The organism is Mycolicibacterium arenosum (assembly GCF_024320865.1).
Taxonomy (GTDB): domain Bacteria; phylum Actinomycetota; class Actinomycetes; order Mycobacteriales; family Mycobacteriaceae; genus Mycobacterium; species Mycobacterium arenosum.
This window is the reverse complement of the sequence record NZ_JANDBD010000009.1, coordinates 110,655-126,874: the sequence shown is the minus strand read 5'-3', so window position 1 is coordinate 126,874 and position 16,220 is coordinate 110,655. Positions and strand designations below refer to the sequence as shown.

Sequence of the window (16,220 nt, the reverse complement as noted above, 5' to 3'; positions counted from 1 at the left end):
CTGTAACACCCGGCCGCCCGTCGAACGAAGTACCCGTCAGAAGTCAGGGTCGGAGGGTTTGTTCATGTCTCGTCGTGTTGCGCTGGCCGTGTTGGCCACCGGATTGGGTCTCGCCGGGCTGGTCACCGGCACCGGCACCGCCGCCGCCGTTCCCGGCTGTGGCGATTACCACTGGATCGGTGCCGCGGGCTCGGGCCAGCGGGATGCCGCGGGCCTGCAGGCCAACGGCGGAATGGGCCCGGTGGTCTTCGAGTCCTACCAGCAGCTGAGCACCGCGTTGGCGAGCCAGGGCAAGACCATCACCGCCGAGGCCGTGCAGTACCCGGCCGTCCCGGTGCCGGTCGACGGTGGGCTGGGCGGCTGGATGGGCTTCATGGACAGCGTGGAAGCCGGCGAGGAGGCCACCGCCGACCAGTTCGCGGCCTTCACCGAGCGCTGCCCCGCCACCAAGGTGGTGCTGGCCGGCTACTCGCAGGGCGCCATGGCCATCCACCGCAATCTGCACGACCTCGCCGACAACCCCAACGTCGCCGCCGCGCTGCTGATCGCCGACGGCGACCGGCTGCCCGGCGACACCACCGTCAACCTGGGCTCCGCGGCCGTCGTGCCCGGACCCGGTAAGGGCGTCGCACAGGAGCACTCGTTCCTAGCCTCCGCCCCGACCGATCCGCTGCCGGTCTCGATCGGCTCGCGCACCATCAGCGTCTGCGACGTCGGCGACCCGGTCTGCGACTACGACCCCGACACCGCCGGCGACGACGCCACCACCAACGCCGCGGGTATCGCGATCCACACGTCGTACGCGCCCGCCACCACGGGTGCCCACGCGTGGGGTGCACCGCTCTACCGGGCGGTCGTGAGCTCGGCCCCGCTGCAGGACGCCACTCCGCTGGATCCGACCCTTCAGGGCCCGCTGCCCGGTCCTGCGCAGGATCCGTCGGTGTCGCTCGCCGCCACCCACGGCTGAGCGGCGTCAGTCGGCGACGTTGAACGCCTTGACGATCTTGGTCGGTGCCACCCGCACGATCAGCTCGCCTGGTACGCCATTGCGCCGCCCGTAGTCCGCGGCCTGCTCGGCGCCCACGTAGCGGCTTGCGATGCGCGTCGCGGTGTCGATCAGTGCGGCCGGGTCCTCGCTCAGCTCCACGACGCCCTGCACCTGGACGAACGAGAACGGCGGATGCGGATCGTCGACCGTGAGCACGACGCGTGGATCACGTTGTAGCGCGCGGCCTTTCGCGGTGTCCTTCCCGGTGTTGAAGACCAGGTGCCCGTCGTCGACGATGAACCACACCGGCGCGACCAGTGGTCGGCCGTCGCGTGCGAGGTAGCCCAGCATTCCGGTGCGGGTTCCGGTGGAGAGGAATTCGACGACGTCGGGTGTCAGGTCGGCCATGCGAGCGAGCCTAGGGAAAGAATCCGGCCAGTAGGCTCGGGTGAGCATGTTCTTCGTCATTCTCAGCTCCGTCCTCACGCTGATGCACCTGTACGTCTGGAAGCGGGTGGCGCGCGACACCACGCGGCCGGGGCGCGCCAGGTGGGCGCTCACCGGAGTGGTGGTCGGCCTCGGGGTGCTCCTGGTGGCGACGCTGATACTGCCGAGAGCTCTCGACACCCCCGAGCCCCGGTGGCTGGCGTGGCTCGGCTACGTCTGGTTCGGCGCCGTCGTGTACCTGGTGCTCGCGCTGCTGGTGCTGGAACCGGTCCGGCTGGCGCTGCGGCGCTGGGTCCGTCGCGAGCCGCCCGCCCAGGAGGCTCCCGTGGTCAACCGCCGGCTGTTCCTCGCGCGTGCGAGCGCCGCGGCGGCGGGCGCTACGGCGTTGGGCGTCACGGGCTTCGGCGTGCACACCGCGCTGTCGGCGCCGGACGTACTGCGGGTGCCGGTGACGCTTCGACGTCTGGGCGCCGGGTTCGACGGTTACCGGATCGCGGTGGTGTCCGACATCCACCTCGGCGCACTGCTGGGCCGTGCGCACACCGAGCGGATCGTGCGGATGATCAACGAGACCGAGCCCGACCTGGTGGCGATCGTCGGCGACCTGGTGGACGGCTCGGTCGACGAGTTGGGCTACGCCGCGGAACCGTTGCGCGATCTGGTGTCCCGTGACGGCGCCTTCTTCGTCACCGGGAACCACGAGTACTTCGTCAACGACCCGCCGTCGTGGATTCGGGAACTCGACCGGCTGGGTGTGCGGTCGCTGCAGAACGAGAGCACGGTGATCCGCCGCGGCGATGCGGCCTTCGATCTCGCCGGAGTCAACGACATCGGCGGTGCCCGGTTCGACGAACCACCGGACTTCGACCGTGCCCTCGCCGCGGCGGATCCCGCGCGCCCGACCGTGCTGCTGGCACACCAGCCCGTGCTGGTCGACGAGGCCGCTGCACGCGGTGTCGACCTTCAGCTGTCGGGGCACACGCACGGTGGCCAGACGTGGCCGTTCCACTACGCGGTGCGACTGGTCCAACCGTCACTCGCGGGGCTGTCGACGTTCGACGACACGCAGTTGTACGTGACCCGCGGCGCCGGGTTCTGGGGCCCGCCGCTGCGGGTCGGCGCGCCGCCCGACATCAGCGTCCTCACGCTGCAGGGTGAGTAACCGGGAGCAGAAAGTGATACACCTCCTCCATGGCCGAACGCGTTGGATTCCCGAGCACCACCGGACCCCTGCTGGCCGGCGTGATCGAACGCCCCGCGGGTGAGGTGCGCGGCTGGGGGGTGTTCTCCCACGGCTTCACCCTCGGCAAGGACTGACCCGCCGCCTCGCGGATCTGCAAGCAGCTGGCGTCGGACGGCATCGGCATGCTGCGCTTCGACGCGCTCGGTCTCGGTGACTCCGAAGGGGATTGGGGCGACGGCTCGTTCACCCACAAGGTCGACGACGTCGTGCGGGCGTGCGAGTTCATGGCGGCGGAGGGCATGTCGCCCGACATCCTGATCGGGCATTCGTTCGGAGGCGCCGCGGTGCTGGCGGCGGCCCGGCGGGCCCCAGGGGTGAAGGCGGTCGTGACGGTGGCCGCGCCGATCGACCCGTCGCACGCCGAGAAGCAGTACGACGCCGTCGTCGATCAGGCGCTGGCCGAAGGCAGCGCGCAGTGGATGGTCGGCGGCCGCACGCTGACGCTCAAGCGGCACTTCGTCGAGGACGTCCGCGCCGCGCGTCTGCACGACAAGATCAAGGCCCTGCGGCTGCCGCTGCTCATCCTGCACTCGCCGACCGACAACACCGTCGGCATCTCGAACGCCAGCGAGATCTTCCGCACGGCACGGCACCCGCGCAGCTTCGTGTCGCTGGAGGGCTCGCAGCACCTGCTCACCGGGCCCGGTCAGGCGCACCGGGCCGGCCGCATCATCGGCGCGTGGGCCGACGCGTACCTGGACGCCGCGGACTGACGCCGGGAATCGAGACGCGCATCACGCGGTTGGTCCAGTCATGCCGAAGATGACCAGTTCCGAGCGCGAGGCCTATCTCGCGGAGTTGCACGTCGCCGTCATCGCCGTCGAACGGCCCGACCGCGCACCCCTGTCGGTGCCGGTGTGGTACTCCTACGAACCCGGCGGGGACGTCCTGCTCTCGACCCTCACCGGGTCGGTGAAGGAGCGTTTCATCACCGCGGCGCGGCGCTTCTCCCTGACCGTGCAGGACGAGACGTTCCCGTACCGCTACGTCACCGCCGAGGGCCCCGTCACCGCGATCGAGCAGGCCGACGACGCGACGGTGCGCGCGATCGCCGTGCGCTACCTCGGCGAGGATGCGGGCAACGCGTTCACCGACGCCAACCCCGCCTCGGAGTCCGTCCTGGTGCGGATGCGACCCGAGAAGTGGCTCAGCACCGACTACTCCAAGGAGTAGCTAGTACTGTCGCGGCTCGTCCGGGTCGTGGATGCGCGTCACCAGGTGGAATTCGTCGCCGTGGGTGCAGGCGCCTTCGACGACCGCCTCTTCGACGAGTTGGGTGCTGCGCCTGTCGACCTGGACGATGCGGTCGGTCCGAAGGTCCTTGTAGAGCGCCACGCACAGCAGCACCATCACGAGCACGAACGGCACCGCCGCGATGATCGTCAGGTTCTGCAGTCCGGTCAGCGCCGTGTCGTCGCCGCCTCCGATGATCAGCATGATGGCGGCGACCGCTCCGGTGAGCGCACCCCAGAACACCACGGTCGCGCGACGTGGATCGTGCGAACCCTTCTCGGACAGCGACCCCATCACGATCGACGCCGCGTCAGCGCCCGACACGAAGAAAATCGCCACCAGCACCATGACGAGCACGGTGGTCACGCCGGCGATGGGCATGGTGTCGAGCAACCGGAACAGCGCGCCGGTGCTGTTCACCGAACCGTCCGCGTCCACCATGTCGCCGACCGTGCGTTGCCGCTCGATGCCCGCGCCGCCGAAGATCGCAAACCACAGCAGGCTGACGACCGTGGGTACCAGCAGCACGCCGGTGACGAACTGCCGGATGGTGCGCCCGCGACTGATGCGGGCGATGAACATGCCGACGAACGGCGTCCACGATACCCACCACGCCCAGTAGAAGATCGTCCACCCGGACAGCCAACCCGCAAGCGCCGCATCACCGTTGGCGTCGGTGCGCGCGCTCATCGCGACGAACTCGCGGACGTAGTCACCGAGCGCACTCGGAATCAGGTTGAGGATCAACAGCGTGGGGCCCGCGACGAAGACGAACAGGGCGAGCGCCAGGGCCAGCACCATGTTGATGTTGGACAGCCACTGAATCCCGCGTGCGATACCGGATACGGCCGAGGCGATGAACGCGACGGTGAGCACCGCGATGATCGTGACGAGGATCGGCGTGCCGACGGTGCCGACCCAGCCGTTGAACTCGAGGCCGTCACCGATCTGCAGGGCGCCGAGGCCCAGCGACGCGGCGGACCCGAACAGCGTCGCGAAGATGGCGAGGATGTCGATCACCTTGCCCGCCGGACCGTTGGCCCGGTCACCGAAGAGCGACGTGAACGCCGCCGACAGCAGACCCGAGCGGCCCTTGCGGTACATGCCGTAGCCGATCGCGAGGCCGACCACCGCGTAGATGGCCCACGGGTGCAGGCCCCAGTGGAACATCGTCGTCGCCATCGCGGTCTGGAACGCCTCGTCGGACTGCGCCTGGGTGGTTCCCGGCGGCGGCGTGACGAAGTGGGTCAGCGGTTCGGCGACGCCCCAGAACATCAGGCCGATGCCCATACCCGCGCTGAACATCATGGCGATCCACGACGTCGTGCGGAACTCCGGCTGCTCGTCGTCGGCGCCGAGTGGAATGCGCCCGTACTTGCTGGCCGCCAGCCACAACACGTAGATGACGAAGAAGCTCGCGGCGAGTACGAAGAACCAGCCGAGGCCCTTGATGGCGGCGTCCTTCGTGCCTGCGGACACCGTGGAGAGGCTCTCGGTGTCCAGCAGTCCCCATGCGACGAAGGCGATCGAGATGACGCCGGTGACGCCGAAGACGACCCAGTCCCGACCGGGGTGGGCGTCGGCGGGTGCGACGGCGGTGATCGGGGCGAGCGGGTGTCGTCCGGTGTCCGCACCGTCGCCGGGGTCGGCGGATTCAGGCGCAGTGGGGGTGTCGAGTGACATGACGGGTATCCCTTGGGTCGTGTTGCGTAGTGCACACTCGTTGCGTATTAGACAACAGTTCTTCACTGCGTGCGCGCCAAACGTTCACAACAGCCCTAACAAGGAAGCGTGCCTCGGGTCAACATTCGACGACGTTGAGCGCCAGTCCGCCCAGCGACGTCTCCTTGTACTTCTCGGCCATGTCAGCGCCTGTATCGCGCATGGTCTTGATCGCGGTGTCCAGTCCGACGTGGTGACTACCGTCACCCCACAGCGCGATCCGCGCCGCGGTGATGGCCTTCACCGACGCGACGGCGTTGCGCTCGATGCACGGGATCTGCACCAGGCCGCCGACGGGGTCGCACGTCAGGCCCAGGTTGTGCTCGATGCCGATCTCGGCGGCGTTCTCCACCTGCTCCGGCGTGCCGCGCATCAACTCCACCAGTCCTGCGGCGGCCATCGCGCACGCCGAGCCGACCTCGCCCTGGCAGCCGACTTCCGCCCCGGAGATGGAGGCGTTGGTCTTGCACAGCACGCCGATCGCGCTGGCGGCGAGTAGGAATCGAACCACGGCGTCGTCGTCGAAGCCGGGCACGAAGTCCCGGCAGTAGTGCAGCACGGCGGGCACGATCCCCGCCGCGCCGTTGGTGGGAGCGGTCACCACCCGTCCGCCCGCGGCGTTCTCCTCGTTCACCGAAAGTGCGTACAGTGCAACCCAATCCATGGCGACCAACGGGTCCCGGTCGTCGGACTCGACGTCGAGCTTCGCCCGCAGTGCCGCCGCCCGACGACGCACCCGGAGCCCGCCGGGTAGCACGCCGGTGCCCGCCATGCCCCGGCGCACGCACTGCTGCATCGCCTGCCAGATCGTCATCAGGTCCGCCTGCACGTCGCGGCCGGGGTGCAGCGCGCGCTCGTTGGCCAGCACCAGTTCGCTGACCGACAGCCCGGTGCTCGCGGCGAGAGCCAGCAGCTCGGTGGCGGTGGTGAACGGGTACGGCACCGGAACCGCGTGGCCGGGTCCAGCGGTGCCGATCTCGTCCTCGTCGAGGACGAATCCGCCTCCGACGGAGTAGTACTCGCGCTCGAGCAGCGTGGCGCCGTTCGCGCCGAGCGCATGGAAGCGCATGCCGTTCGAGTGGTGGGGAAGCGTCACTCCGATGTGGAGCACCACGTCGGCGTCGGCGGAGAAGGGCACCGGATGACGACCGCCGAGCGTCAGCCTGCCGCTGTCGGCGACCTCGGCGAGCGTCGCGGGCACCGTGTCGGGGTCGACGGTGTCGGGTTGGGCCCCGAGCAGTCCGAGCACCACCGCGTCGACGGTGCCGTGGCCGCGTCCGGTGGCGCCGAGCGAGCCGAACAACTCCACCCGCACGGTGTGCGTGTCCTCGAGCAGGCCGTCGTCGGTCAGTCGGGTGACGAACGCCGCCGCGGCGCGCATCGGACCCACGGTGTGCGAACTCGACGGTCCGATACCGACTTTGAAGAGATCGAAGACGCTGATCACGGTGCAGCCTTTCGTCGGCCCAGCTCAGCCGGTGTGGCCGAGCCTGCGGCTGATCGCGGCCGCGGCGGCGATCGTCATCTCCGCGACGACCTCGTAGCGCGCCGGTTGGAGACGGTAGGCGGGCCCGGAAACGCTCAGTGCGGCAATGACTCTGCCGGTGCTGTCGTGGACCGGCGCGGCCACGGCGTTGAGCCCGACCTCGAGTTCCTCACTAACGCTGGCCCAGCCGTTCTCGCGTACTCGAGCGAGCTCGGCGGCGAGCTGGGATGCCGAGGCGACGGTGTTCTCGGTGAACGTCGGCAGCGGGTCGCCCATCCGCTTCAGTACGGCGTCGGGTGGCAGGTCGGCGAGCAGCGCCTTGCCGCTCGACGTGGCGTGGGCGGGGCAGTTCTGGCCCACCCAGCTGCGCAGCGTGATCTCCGCCGGGCCGTGTGCCTCGACGATGTTGATGATCCGGTTCTCTTCGAGGATCGCGACGTTCGTCGTCTCACCGCTCTGCTGCGACAGTCGGTCGCAGATGGCCTGGCTCTCCTTGGCGAGATCCATCTGCGCACTGGTGGATCCGGCGAGCCGCACGATCGCGAAGCCGAGGCGGTACTTGCCGCGGTCCGACAGCTGTTCGACGAAGCCACGCGACTCGAGTACGGCGATCAATCGGGACACCGTCGACTTGTGCACGCCGAGCTCGGTGGCGATCTCGGTGACACCGGCGGTGCCCAGCTTGCCGACGATCTCGAGCACCGTCAGCGCGCGGTCCACCGACTGCACCGCCGCGACGGACTTCTCCGGACCGGTACTCACGTCAGCCTCGAGACGATCCAATCGTGGAACTCGCCGATGTGGTGCTCGGACGGGACCAGCACGCCACCCGCCCGGTACCCGCGCGACGACATCGCGGGCTGGGTGCGCTCGCAGGCGTCGAAGTCCTGCATGTTCACCCGGTGGAACAGCTCAACCGACCGCTTGAGGTCCATGTCCTGCTCGACGACCTCGGGCACGTAGAGCCAGTCGCACTCGACGACGGTGCGGTCGGCGGCCATCGGGTACATCCGGTGGATGATCACGTGGTCGGGGACCAGGTTGACGAAGACGTTCGGCCGGACGGTGATCGCGTAGTAGCGGCGGTCCTGCTCGGGGGTGATGCCGGGAATGGAAGGGACCCCTGCGCCGCCGTCGATCGTGAAGCCCTGCACCTGCTCACCGAACTGCGCCCCGTGTCCGACGAAGTACTGGGCGGCCAGCCCGTCGGCGAACTCGGGAAGCACCTCGGTGAGTTCCGGGTGGATCGTCGCGCAGTGGTAGCACTCCATGAAGTTCTCGATGATGAGCTTCCAGTTGGCCGCCACGTCGTAGACGATGCGCCTGCCCACGGCCAGATCGGACACGCCGTAGCGTTCGACGGCCTCGGGGTCGCCGAGGCGCATCGTCACCGACCCGACGACGTCGGTCTCGAACGACGGCGGGTCGTCCGCGAGGCACACCCACGCGTAGCCGAGCCATTCCCGCAGCGCGACCTTGATGAGCCCGTACTCGACGCGGTCGATGCGCTGGCCGTTCGCATCGGTGAGCGACCCCAGATTGGGTGCGGCGAACAGCTTTCCGTCCAACGCGTACGTCCACGCGTGGTAGGGGCACTTCAGGTGACGCTTGACGGTGCCGGACTCCTCCGTGCAGATCATGGCGCCGCGGTGCCTGCAGACGTTGAGGAAGGCGTTGAGTGCGCCGTCCCTGCCGCGGACCACGAGCACGCTCTCGCGGCCCACCTGCACCCTCCGGAACGCGCCGGGCTCGGGCAGGTCGGCGCTGCGCACCGCGCAGAACCACATCTGCTCGAAGATGCGCTCCTGCTCGGTCGCGAAAACATCCGCGCTGCAGTAGTAGTCGCCGGACAGCGTCGGCATCAGCGAGCCACCGGTCGGCGGCGTCACGGGGTCTTCGAGCGTCGTCATCGGACCGTCACCTCCGGATCAGCGTCATATCGGGATCGACGACCGGTTCGGCGTGCACGGTCGCGGTGTGGGAGGTGGTCAGGTAGGCCACGTTGACGGCGTCGCCGACGCCGACACCGGCGGGCAGCCACGCGTAGGCGATGGTGCGCCCGATGGTGGCCGAGTAGCCGGCACTCGTCACGTAGCCGACGACGACTCCGTCGACACTCACCGGTTCCTTGCCGAGCACGACCGCGTCCGGCGCATCGAACACGATGCTGCGCAACACCTTCGACGGCTCAGCGGCGCCGTCAAGCGCGGCCTTGCCGAGGAAGTCGGCCTTCTTCTTCGATACGGCGAACCCGACGCCTGCCGGGCCGGGATGGTGTTCGGCGGTCATGTCGGTGCCCCAGGAGCGGTAGCCCTTCTCCAGCCTGAGGCTGTTGAAGGCGATCCGGCCCGCGGCGATGGCACGGTGCTCGCGGCCGGCCTCGAACAGCAGGTCCCAGAGTTTGGCACCGTGCTCGGCGGACGCGTAGATCTCCCAGCCCAGTTCGCCGACGTAGGAGACGCGCATCATCGTCACCGGCACCGACCCGATGAACGTGCGGATGGCGCGGAAGTAGCCGAACGCCCCGTGCGAGATGTCGGCCGCGCACACAGGTGCCACCAGGTCGCGGGCGCGCGGTCCCCACACTCCGATGCAGCAGGTGCCGCCGGTGATGTCGCGCAGCGTCACCCCGGACTCGGGCAGGTGCCGAGTCAGCCAGTCCATGTCGAGCGGGCCGTTGGCGCCGACCTGGTACAGGTCGGCGGCCAGCCGGGCGACCGTGAGATCGCTTCGCACGCCCCCGGTTTCGTCGAGCAGCAGGGTGTAGGTGACCGAGCCGACGCTCTTGTCGACGTTGTTCGTCGTCATCCGCTGCAGGAACTCGCACGCACCGGGTCCGCTGACCTCGTAGCGCGTCAGCGGAGTCATGTCGTAGAGCGCCACGTGCTGACGTGTCCACCGCGCCTCGGCGATCGAGATGGGCGAGTAGAACCGGTTCGACCAGTCGTCGCGCTCGGGGAAGGCCACGCCGTCGGCGGACAGTTCCGCGATGAGAGGGGCGTTCGCCTCGTACCAGGCCGGGCGCTCCCAGCACCCGCCCTCGAAGAAGAAGGCACCCAGTTCGCGTTGCCGCGCGTGGAACGGACTGACGCGCAGATCGCGCGGCTCCCTGCGGTATTCGTGCGGGTGGATGATGTCGTACACCTCGACGAACGCCTGCGAGCTGGTGGTGAGGATGAACTCGGGGCTCTTGGCGGGCTCCTCGAACCGGTACAGGTCGCACTCGTGCACGTCGACGCTCGGGGCGCCGTCCAGAATCCACTCGGCCATGGCCTTGGCCACACCGGCCGAATGCGTGACCCAGACCGCCTCCGCCACCCAGAAGCCGGGCAGGTCACGGTGTTCGCCCATGATCGACATCCCGTCTGGGGTGAAGGAGAAGATGCCGTTGAAGCCCTCTTCGACCTTCGAATCACCCAGTGCGGGAAGCAGATCGGTGCTGGCGGTCCAGGCGGGTGCGAAGTCGTCCTCGGTGAACGGGAGCATCGACGGCATCGCCTCGCCTGCGGTGTCGGTCAGCAGCGTCGCCATGTCGACCGGCATGGGACGGTGGCCGTAGTAGCCGATGCCGAGCCGATCTCCGTACTCGCGGTAGTAGAGGTCCTTGTCCTGGTATCGCAGTATCGGCAGCACGGCGGCGTCCGGGGCCTGGCCGTCGCGGCGCAACTCCGCCAGCTGTCCGGTCTTCGCGAACTGGTGTGCCATCGGCACCAGCGGCACCGTCAGTCCGACGGTGGCACCCAGTTGCGCGCCCCAGAACCCGGCGGCGGACACCACGACGTCGGCCGCGAACTCGTCGCCGGCCGCCGTGCGCACTCCCGTGACACGGCCGCCCCGCTGCAGCACCTCGACGACCTCCTGGTCGCCGAGGAACCGCGCGCCGAGCGATGTCGCGCGGTCGGCCTGGGCGGTGGCGGCAAGCACGGCCTTGGCCAGCCCGTCGGTGGGGGTGTGGAAACCGCCGAGCACCCGGTCGACGTCCAGCAGGGGGTGCAGCTCCCGGCACTGCGCGGGGTTGACGAGCTCGCCGGGGATGCCCCACGACTGCGCCCAGCCCAGCCTGCGGTGCAGGTCGGTCAGCCGGGCCTCGGTGGTGGCGATCTCGAGTCCGCCCAGCTGGTTGAACGCGCCCAGACCGACGAACTTCTCGACCGTGTAGCGCGCGAACTCGCTCATGGTCTTGGACCCGTTGGTCTGGAACACCAGGCCGGGGGCGTGCGAGGTCGACCCGCCGGTGGTGAACATCGAGCCGCGGTCGAGAACCGTGACGTCGGTGCATCCGCGTGTGGTCAGTTCGTCGGCCAGCGAGGTGCCGACGATGCCGGCGCCGATGATGACGACCTTGGGCTGGGTCATGGGCGGTCCTCGGGGCATGCGACGGGAACATGCGTTGCGTATCAAGCAACTAATGCGTACTGCGCAACAGTATGGGCGTTGTGGCAGGCACCCGCAACCGTGTCGGGCGGCTACCGCGACGTGGGTTTCGGCGCGGCCTTCGAGGTGGTGGGATCGCTCGCCTTCACATGCTTGGCGATCCACTCCGCGGCGGTCTTCACCAGCCCCGACTTCTGGTAGGTGACGTGCGAGTTCCAGTCTCGACCCAGAGAGCAGATCGGGTCGGCCTTATTGCACAGATCGGCGGTCTTGGGTCCGAAGTCCGGGCTCATCTTGGTCAGCGGTTGGCCGAGGCGCGCCGACGGATTGCCGAACACCACCACGGCGGCGACGTGTGGCACGACCGCTCGTGGCAGTGGAGCGGTGTAGCCGAGACCCGCGATCGGTGAGGTCGCCACCACATCGACCACCGCAGCGCCCTGCGAGTAGCCGCCGAGGACGATCTTCGTCTCCGGGCAGTTCGCGACCGTCGCCTGGACGTGCTTGCTCATGTCGGTCGCCCCCGCCGCGACCTCGAGGAAGTCGTAGGAGGCGGGGTAGTCCACGGCGTAGGTGCTGATCGACGAGCCCTTGAGCATCGGCTTCAGCGTGTCGACGAGCGCCTTGCCGACGGCCCCGATGCCCGCCGGTTCGTCGGTGCCGCGGGCGAAGACGACCTCGACGTCGGAGCACTCGGGCGCGGCCGTCGCGGGGGCAGTGCTGCCGAGCATCGCGCCGACGGACGCGACTACCAGAGCGGCCATTCCCAGGGCACCGCCGACGCGCACTGTGTCTCCTAAGTAGAGGAATCGATCTTGACCTGTCCAGCATCTACCCAATCGTCACTTCCGTCACTCCCGCCACGCCCGTGCTGTGATCAAGCCGATACATCGTGCCCTAACAATTAGGCTACGATTCAACTTGTGGCCAACCGCACGGATGTCGACCCCCTCGCGCTGGAGCAGCAGGTGTGCTTCGCGCTCGCCGTCACCAACCGCGCCGTGCTGTCGATCTACCGGCCGCTGCTCGAACCGCTGGGGCTCACCCATCCGCAGTACCTGGTGATGCTGGCGCTATGGGATCGCCGGAAAGCGGGTGAGCCTCCGATGTCCGTCAAGCAGATCGCCGCAGCGCTGCAGTTCGATTCGGCCACGCTGTCGCCGATGCTCAAGCGACTCGAGGCGCTCGGTCTCGTCACCCGCACTCGCAACGCCGCCGACGAACGGTCGACGCACATCGAACTCACCGACGCGGGCGTGCAGCTGCGCCGGCGCGCACTCGAGATCCCTCCCGCCGTCGTCGCCAAACTCGGCGTCGACCTCGACGAGCTCGACGACCTGCGCCGGGTGCTCACCCGCGTCAACGCCGCCGCCCGCGCCGCCGGCGCACTCGAATCCGAAGGAGCCTGATGTCCGACCCGACTAACGCCGACCGGCCCACCCCGCTGCAGAAGCTCACGTACGCCTACGGGCGCCGGCTGCCGGCGTCGATGAACCGCTGGGTCGCCGAGGATCTCGCAGGCCAGGGCGCGGTGCGTCGGCACATGATCCGGATGGCGATCCCACCGCTTCTGGTGCTCGCTCCCGTGTGGCTGATCCCCGCCTCGTTCTACGTGCACCTCGAGATGACCGCGCCGATCTACATCTGGGCGCTGCTGATGGCACTGGCCCTCAACAAGGTGTGGCGGCGGCACCGGTTGGCCCAGCACGGGCTCGACCCGAATCTCGTCGACGTCATCAAGCGCAAGCGCGACGCCCACATTCACGATGACTACGCGCGCCGCTTCGGGCCGAGGCCCGACGAGGCCAAGTGGCAGTCGAACAGCAGCCCGTTCTAGCGTTCGGTAGTCGAGCGCGGTCGCGGATACGATCGTCACCGTCGGAACACGGGGAACGGACGCGGCGGTGCCATGGCGAGCGGAGGCGAGCAGCTACGGCTGCGCGGCCGGGACGGGGAGAGCCGCAGACTGCGCGACCTGATTGGCGCGGCTAAGGGCGGCAGCAGCGGAGTCGTGGTGCTGCGGGGCGAAGCCGGTGTCGGCAAGACGTCTCTGCTCGACTACGCCGCCACCGTCGACCCGGCGTTCCGGGTGGTGCACGTCGCGGGTGTGGAATCCGATATGGAGCTCGCGTTCGCGGGTCTGCAACAGCTCTGCGCACCGCTGCTGGAGTACGCCGACGGTCTTCCGGCGCCCCAGCGCGATGCGTTGAACGTGGCGTTCGGCCTCGGTGCGGGGCCCGTTCCCGACCGCTTCCTGGTGGGGTTGGCGGTGCTGTCGCTGATGGCGGCGGCTGCTCAGCGACGGCCCCTGCTGTGCATCGTCGACGACGCCCAGTGGCTCGACGAGGTCTCGGTGCAGACGCTGGGGTTCGTCGCTCGCAGGCTGGCCGCGGAGCCGATCGCGATGGTGTTCGCCGTCCGAGAGCGTGCCGACGTGCTCGCCGGCCTGCCCGAGCTGCTCATCGAGGGCTTATCGGATCGGGATGCGCGAGAGTTGTTGGACGACGTGATGATCGGCGGAATCGATCCCCGAGTGCGCGACCGCATCGTGGCCGAAACCCGCGGCGTGCCGCTCGCGATACTCGAAGTGCCGCGCACCGTGTCGCCGACCGAACTCGCGGGAGGCTTCTGGATATCGGGAAAGCGCTCGTCGACCGCCGCACTCGAGGCGGAGTTCGTGCGCCGAGTTCAGGCGCTACCCCGGCAGACTCAGCTGCTGCTGCTCGTCGCAGCCGCCGAACCCATCGGCGACTCGGCCCTGTTCCTTGCGGCCGCAGCACGTCTTGAGATCGCCGTGGACTCCTTGGGGCCCGCTGAAGCCGAGGGGCTGATCGAGTTCGGCCCGCGGATGCGCTTCCACCATCCGCTGATTCGCTCCGCCGCGTACCGCGCGTCGGACCTCGGTGACCGCCGGTCGGTGCACGGTGCGCTCGCCGCCGTCACCGATCCCGAGTCCGACCCGGACCGCCGCGCGTGGCACCGCGCTCACGCCGTTGCGGGACCGGACGACGACGTCGCCGCCGAACTCGAGGCCTCGGCTAGCCGGGCACAGGCCCGCGGCGGGATCGCCGCAGCGGCGAAGTTTCTGGAACGTGCGACGGCGCTCACCGCCGATCCGGCCATGCGCGGGCCACGGGCCATCGCCGCCGCACAGGCCAAGTGCGACGCGGCCGCGCCGGACGAGGCGCGCAATCTGCTGGGCATCGCGACTCTCGCGCCGCTCGATCCGTTGGAGCAGGCCACCGTGGCGCGCATGTACGCGCAGATGGATTTCGCGAGCAGCCGGGCCGGTGTGGCCGGTGCGCCGCGAATGAGCGAGGCCGCCCTGCGATTGCTTGCTGCCGCGCAGGCGCTCGAATCGCTCGACGCCGAACTGGCACGGGCCACCCACCTCGAAGCGCTGGCCGCGGCCATGTACGCGGGCCGGCTCGGGGATGCCGCAACGCTGCCGGAGGTGGCCGCCGCCGGCCGTGCCGCACTGGCCGGTCCCGCCGAGATCAGCACACCGGGCGATCTTCTGCTCAGCGGGATGACGTCCAGGGTGCTCGACGGACCGGGAGCGGGCGCTGAGCAGCTGCGTGTGGGCCTCGAGCTCTCCAACGCGGACACTTTCGGCGGCGACGGACCCGTGACGCAGTGGCCGTTCCCGATCGTGCAGGAATCGGCCGCCCACGAACTGTGGGACGACGCCGTGCTCCAGCGCATCGCCACCGACATGGTGCGCAAGGCGCGTGACACGGGTGCGTTGGCAGTCCTGCCGCCCGCGCTGGCATATCGTGCGGGTGTCCACGTCTACACGGGTGAGTTCGCCTCCGCCGCAACGCTGATCGCGGAAGCGAATGCGATCACGGCCTCGATCGGCAACATGCCGGTCAAGTACCACTCGCTGACACTGGCCGCCTGGCGCGGCGACCCCGAGAACGCGGTCGGTCCCATCGAGGAGGCGACGACGGACGCCGCCGCGCGCGGAGAGGGCAGGCTCGTCGGTCTCAGTGGCTATCTCTTCGCCGTCCTCTACAACGGGCTCGGTCGCTACGAGGAGGCGCTGGCCGCGGCGCGCAACTCCTGCGAATACGAGGATCTGGGCTTCTACAGCTGGAGCCTCTGCGAGTTGGTGGAAGCCGCGGTGCACACCGGGGACCGGGCGGAGGCACTCCGGGTGCTGCCGCTGCTGGAGGAACGCGCGGGCCGGAGCGACACAGACTGGGGCTCGGGCGTGGTGGCCGCCGCAAGCGCTCTGCTCGCAGATGCGAAGGAGGCCGAGGCCCACTTCGTGGCGGCGATCGAGCTCCTCGAGCGTGCGGGCATCACCCCGCAGGTCGCGCGCACGCGGCTGTCGTACGGCGAGTGGCTGCGCCGCGCGGGTAGGCGCAACGACGCCCGCGATCAGCTCAGCCGAGCGCACGACGTGTTCCGCCGGATGGGTGCCGACGCGTTCGCGGAACGAGCCCGTCGCGAGTTGACCGCCGTAGGTGAGAAAGTGCGGCGGCAGGCGATCACCACCGGCGACGAGCTCACGGCGCAGGAAGCGCAGATCGCGAGTCTGGCGGGCGACGGGTTGACGAACCAGGAGATCGGCGCGCAGCTGTTCATCAGCGCGCACACCGTCGAGTGGCATCTGCGCAAGGTGTTCGCCAAACTCGGCATCACCTCGCGCAGACAACTGCGGACCACCAGCAGGGCCACCGCGACGTAGCAGCGGGGAACTACGGATTCTCAAGGGCTCG

At 69.2% G+C, this 16,220-nt stretch carries 13 protein-coding genes and 1 pseudogene; 7 read left to right on the top strand and 7 right to left on the bottom strand.

What is annotated here, in order from left to right; genetic code table 11:
• Positions 1–64 precede the first annotated feature (64 nt).
• On the top strand, positions 65–967 hold the full coding sequence (locus NM203_RS21530; protein ID WP_255062451.1) for a cutinase family protein: 903 nt from the start codon (positions 65–67) through the stop codon (positions 965–967).
• A 6-nt stretch (positions 968–973) separates the two neighbouring features.
• Here the strand turns inward: NM203_RS21530 and NM203_RS21525 are convergent, their stop codons facing one another.
• Positions 974–1,396 carry a PPOX class F420-dependent oxidoreductase gene (locus NM203_RS21525; RefSeq protein WP_255062450.1) on the bottom strand — a complete coding sequence of 141 codons (423 nt, stop codon included), beginning with the start codon at positions 1,394–1,396 and terminating at the stop codon, positions 974–976.
• A gap of 46 nt (positions 1,397–1,442) precedes the next feature.
• On the opposite strand from NM203_RS21525, the gene NM203_RS21520 reads away from it, so the two are divergent.
• The 3 genes and pseudogenes from NM203_RS21520 to NM203_RS21510 all read left to right on the top strand — a co-directional run bounded on the left by NM203_RS21520 (position 1,443) and on the right by NM203_RS21510 (position 3,851).
• A complete protein-coding gene (locus NM203_RS21520) occupies positions 1,443–2,597 on the top strand; it encodes a metallophosphoesterase (RefSeq protein ID WP_255062449.1) in 1,155 nt (384 codons plus the stop codon).
• Positions 2,598–2,626: 29 nt separating this feature from the next.
• Positions 2,627–3,391 (top strand): annotated as a pseudogene (locus NM203_RS21515) (alpha/beta hydrolase family protein).
• Positions 3,392–3,431: 40 nt separating this feature from the next.
• A complete protein-coding gene (locus tag NM203_RS21510; RefSeq protein WP_255062448.1) occupies positions 3,432–3,851 on the top strand; it encodes a TIGR03618 family F420-dependent PPOX class oxidoreductase in 420 nt (139 codons plus the stop codon).
• Here NM203_RS21510 and NM203_RS21505 read toward each other — a convergent pair whose 3' ends face one another.
• The 6 genes from NM203_RS21505 to NM203_RS21480 all read right to left on the bottom strand — a co-directional run bounded on the left by NM203_RS21505 (position 3,852) and on the right by NM203_RS21480 (position 12,257).
• Positions 3,852–5,594, bottom strand: a complete 1,743-nt coding sequence (locus tag NM203_RS21505; protein WP_255062447.1) for a BCCT family transporter — start codon at positions 5,592–5,594, stop codon at positions 3,852–3,854.
• A 118-nt stretch (positions 5,595–5,712) separates the two neighbouring features.
• Complete coding sequence (locus NM203_RS21500; RefSeq protein WP_255062446.1) at positions 5,713–7,080, bottom strand: L-serine ammonia-lyase; 1,368 nt, start codon at positions 7,078–7,080, stop codon at positions 5,713–5,715.
• 24 nt (positions 7,081–7,104) lie between these two features.
• Complete coding sequence (locus tag NM203_RS21495; RefSeq protein WP_255062445.1) at positions 7,105–7,881, bottom strand: IclR family transcriptional regulator; 777 nt, start codon at positions 7,879–7,881, stop codon at positions 7,105–7,107.
• Positions 7,878–9,029, bottom strand: a complete 1,152-nt coding sequence (locus tag NM203_RS21490) for an aromatic ring-hydroxylating oxygenase subunit alpha (protein WP_255062444.1) — start codon at positions 9,027–9,029, stop codon at positions 7,878–7,880. The genes NM203_RS21495 and NM203_RS21490 overlap by 4 nt, the downstream gene beginning before the upstream one ends.
• 7 nt (positions 9,030–9,036) lie before the next feature.
• Positions 9,037–11,475, bottom strand: a complete 2,439-nt coding sequence (locus NM203_RS21485) for a GcvT family protein (RefSeq protein ID WP_255062443.1) — start codon at positions 11,473–11,475, stop codon at positions 9,037–9,039.
• A 110-nt stretch (positions 11,476–11,585) separates the two neighbouring features.
• Complete coding sequence (locus tag NM203_RS21480) at positions 11,586–12,257, bottom strand: cutinase family protein (protein ID WP_255062442.1); 672 nt, start codon at positions 12,255–12,257, stop codon at positions 11,586–11,588.
• A gap of 159 nt (positions 12,258–12,416) precedes the next feature.
• Between NM203_RS21480 and NM203_RS21475 the strand changes: the two genes are divergently transcribed.
• From NM203_RS21475 to NM203_RS21465, 3 genes are all read left to right on the top strand, one after another.
• On the top strand, positions 12,417–12,902 hold the full coding sequence (locus NM203_RS21475; protein WP_255062441.1) for a MarR family winged helix-turn-helix transcriptional regulator: 486 nt from the start codon (positions 12,417–12,419) through the stop codon (positions 12,900–12,902).
• Positions 12,902–13,330 carry a DUF5313 domain-containing protein gene (locus tag NM203_RS21470; protein ID WP_255062440.1) on the top strand — a complete coding sequence of 143 codons (429 nt, stop codon included), beginning with the start codon at positions 12,902–12,904 and terminating at the stop codon, positions 13,328–13,330. Before NM203_RS21475 ends, NM203_RS21470 begins: the two co-directional genes overlap by 1 nt.
• A gap of 72 nt (positions 13,331–13,402) precedes the next feature.
• Positions 13,403–16,189, top strand: coding sequence for an ATP-binding protein (locus tag NM203_RS21465; protein ID WP_255062439.1), 2,787 nt, complete (start codon positions 13,403–13,405; stop codon positions 16,187–16,189).
• Positions 16,190–16,220 lie beyond the last annotated feature (31 nt).

What these genes read in the sequence shown, in the direction of transcription:
- NM203_RS21525 (WP_255062450.1), bottom strand. Translation starts at nt 1,396, where the DNA reads ATGGCCGACCTGACACCCGACGTCGTCGAATTCCTCTCCACCGGAACC.
- NM203_RS21485 (WP_255062443.1), bottom strand. Translation starts at nt 11,475, where the DNA reads ATGACCCAGCCCAAGGTCGTCATCATCGGCGCCGGCATCGTCGGCACC.
- NM203_RS21470 (WP_255062440.1), top strand. Translation starts at nt 12,902, where the DNA reads ATGTCCGACCCGACTAACGCCGACCGGCCCACCCCGCTGCAGAAGCTC.
- NM203_RS21510 (WP_255062448.1), top strand. Translation starts at nt 3,432, where the DNA reads ATGCCGAAGATGACCAGTTCCGAGCGCGAGGCCTATCTCGCGGAGTTG.
- NM203_RS21490 (WP_255062444.1), bottom strand. Translation starts at nt 9,029, where the DNA reads ATGACGACGCTCGAAGACCCCGTGACGCCGCCGACCGGTGGCTCGCTG.
- NM203_RS21465 (WP_255062439.1), top strand. Translation starts at nt 13,403, where the DNA reads ATGGCGAGCGGAGGCGAGCAGCTACGGCTGCGCGGCCGGGACGGGGAG.
- NM203_RS21505 (WP_255062447.1), bottom strand. Translation starts at nt 5,594, where the DNA reads ATGTCACTCGACACCCCCACTGCGCCTGAATCCGCCGACCCCGGCGAC.
- NM203_RS21480 (WP_255062442.1), bottom strand. Translation starts at nt 12,257, where the DNA reads ATGGCCGCTCTGGTAGTCGCGTCCGTCGGCGCGATGCTCGGCAGCACT.
- NM203_RS21520 (WP_255062449.1), top strand. Translation starts at nt 1,443, where the DNA reads ATGTTCTTCGTCATTCTCAGCTCCGTCCTCACGCTGATGCACCTGTAC.
- NM203_RS21530 (WP_255062451.1), top strand. Translation starts at nt 65, where the DNA reads ATGTCTCGTCGTGTTGCGCTGGCCGTGTTGGCCACCGGATTGGGTCTC.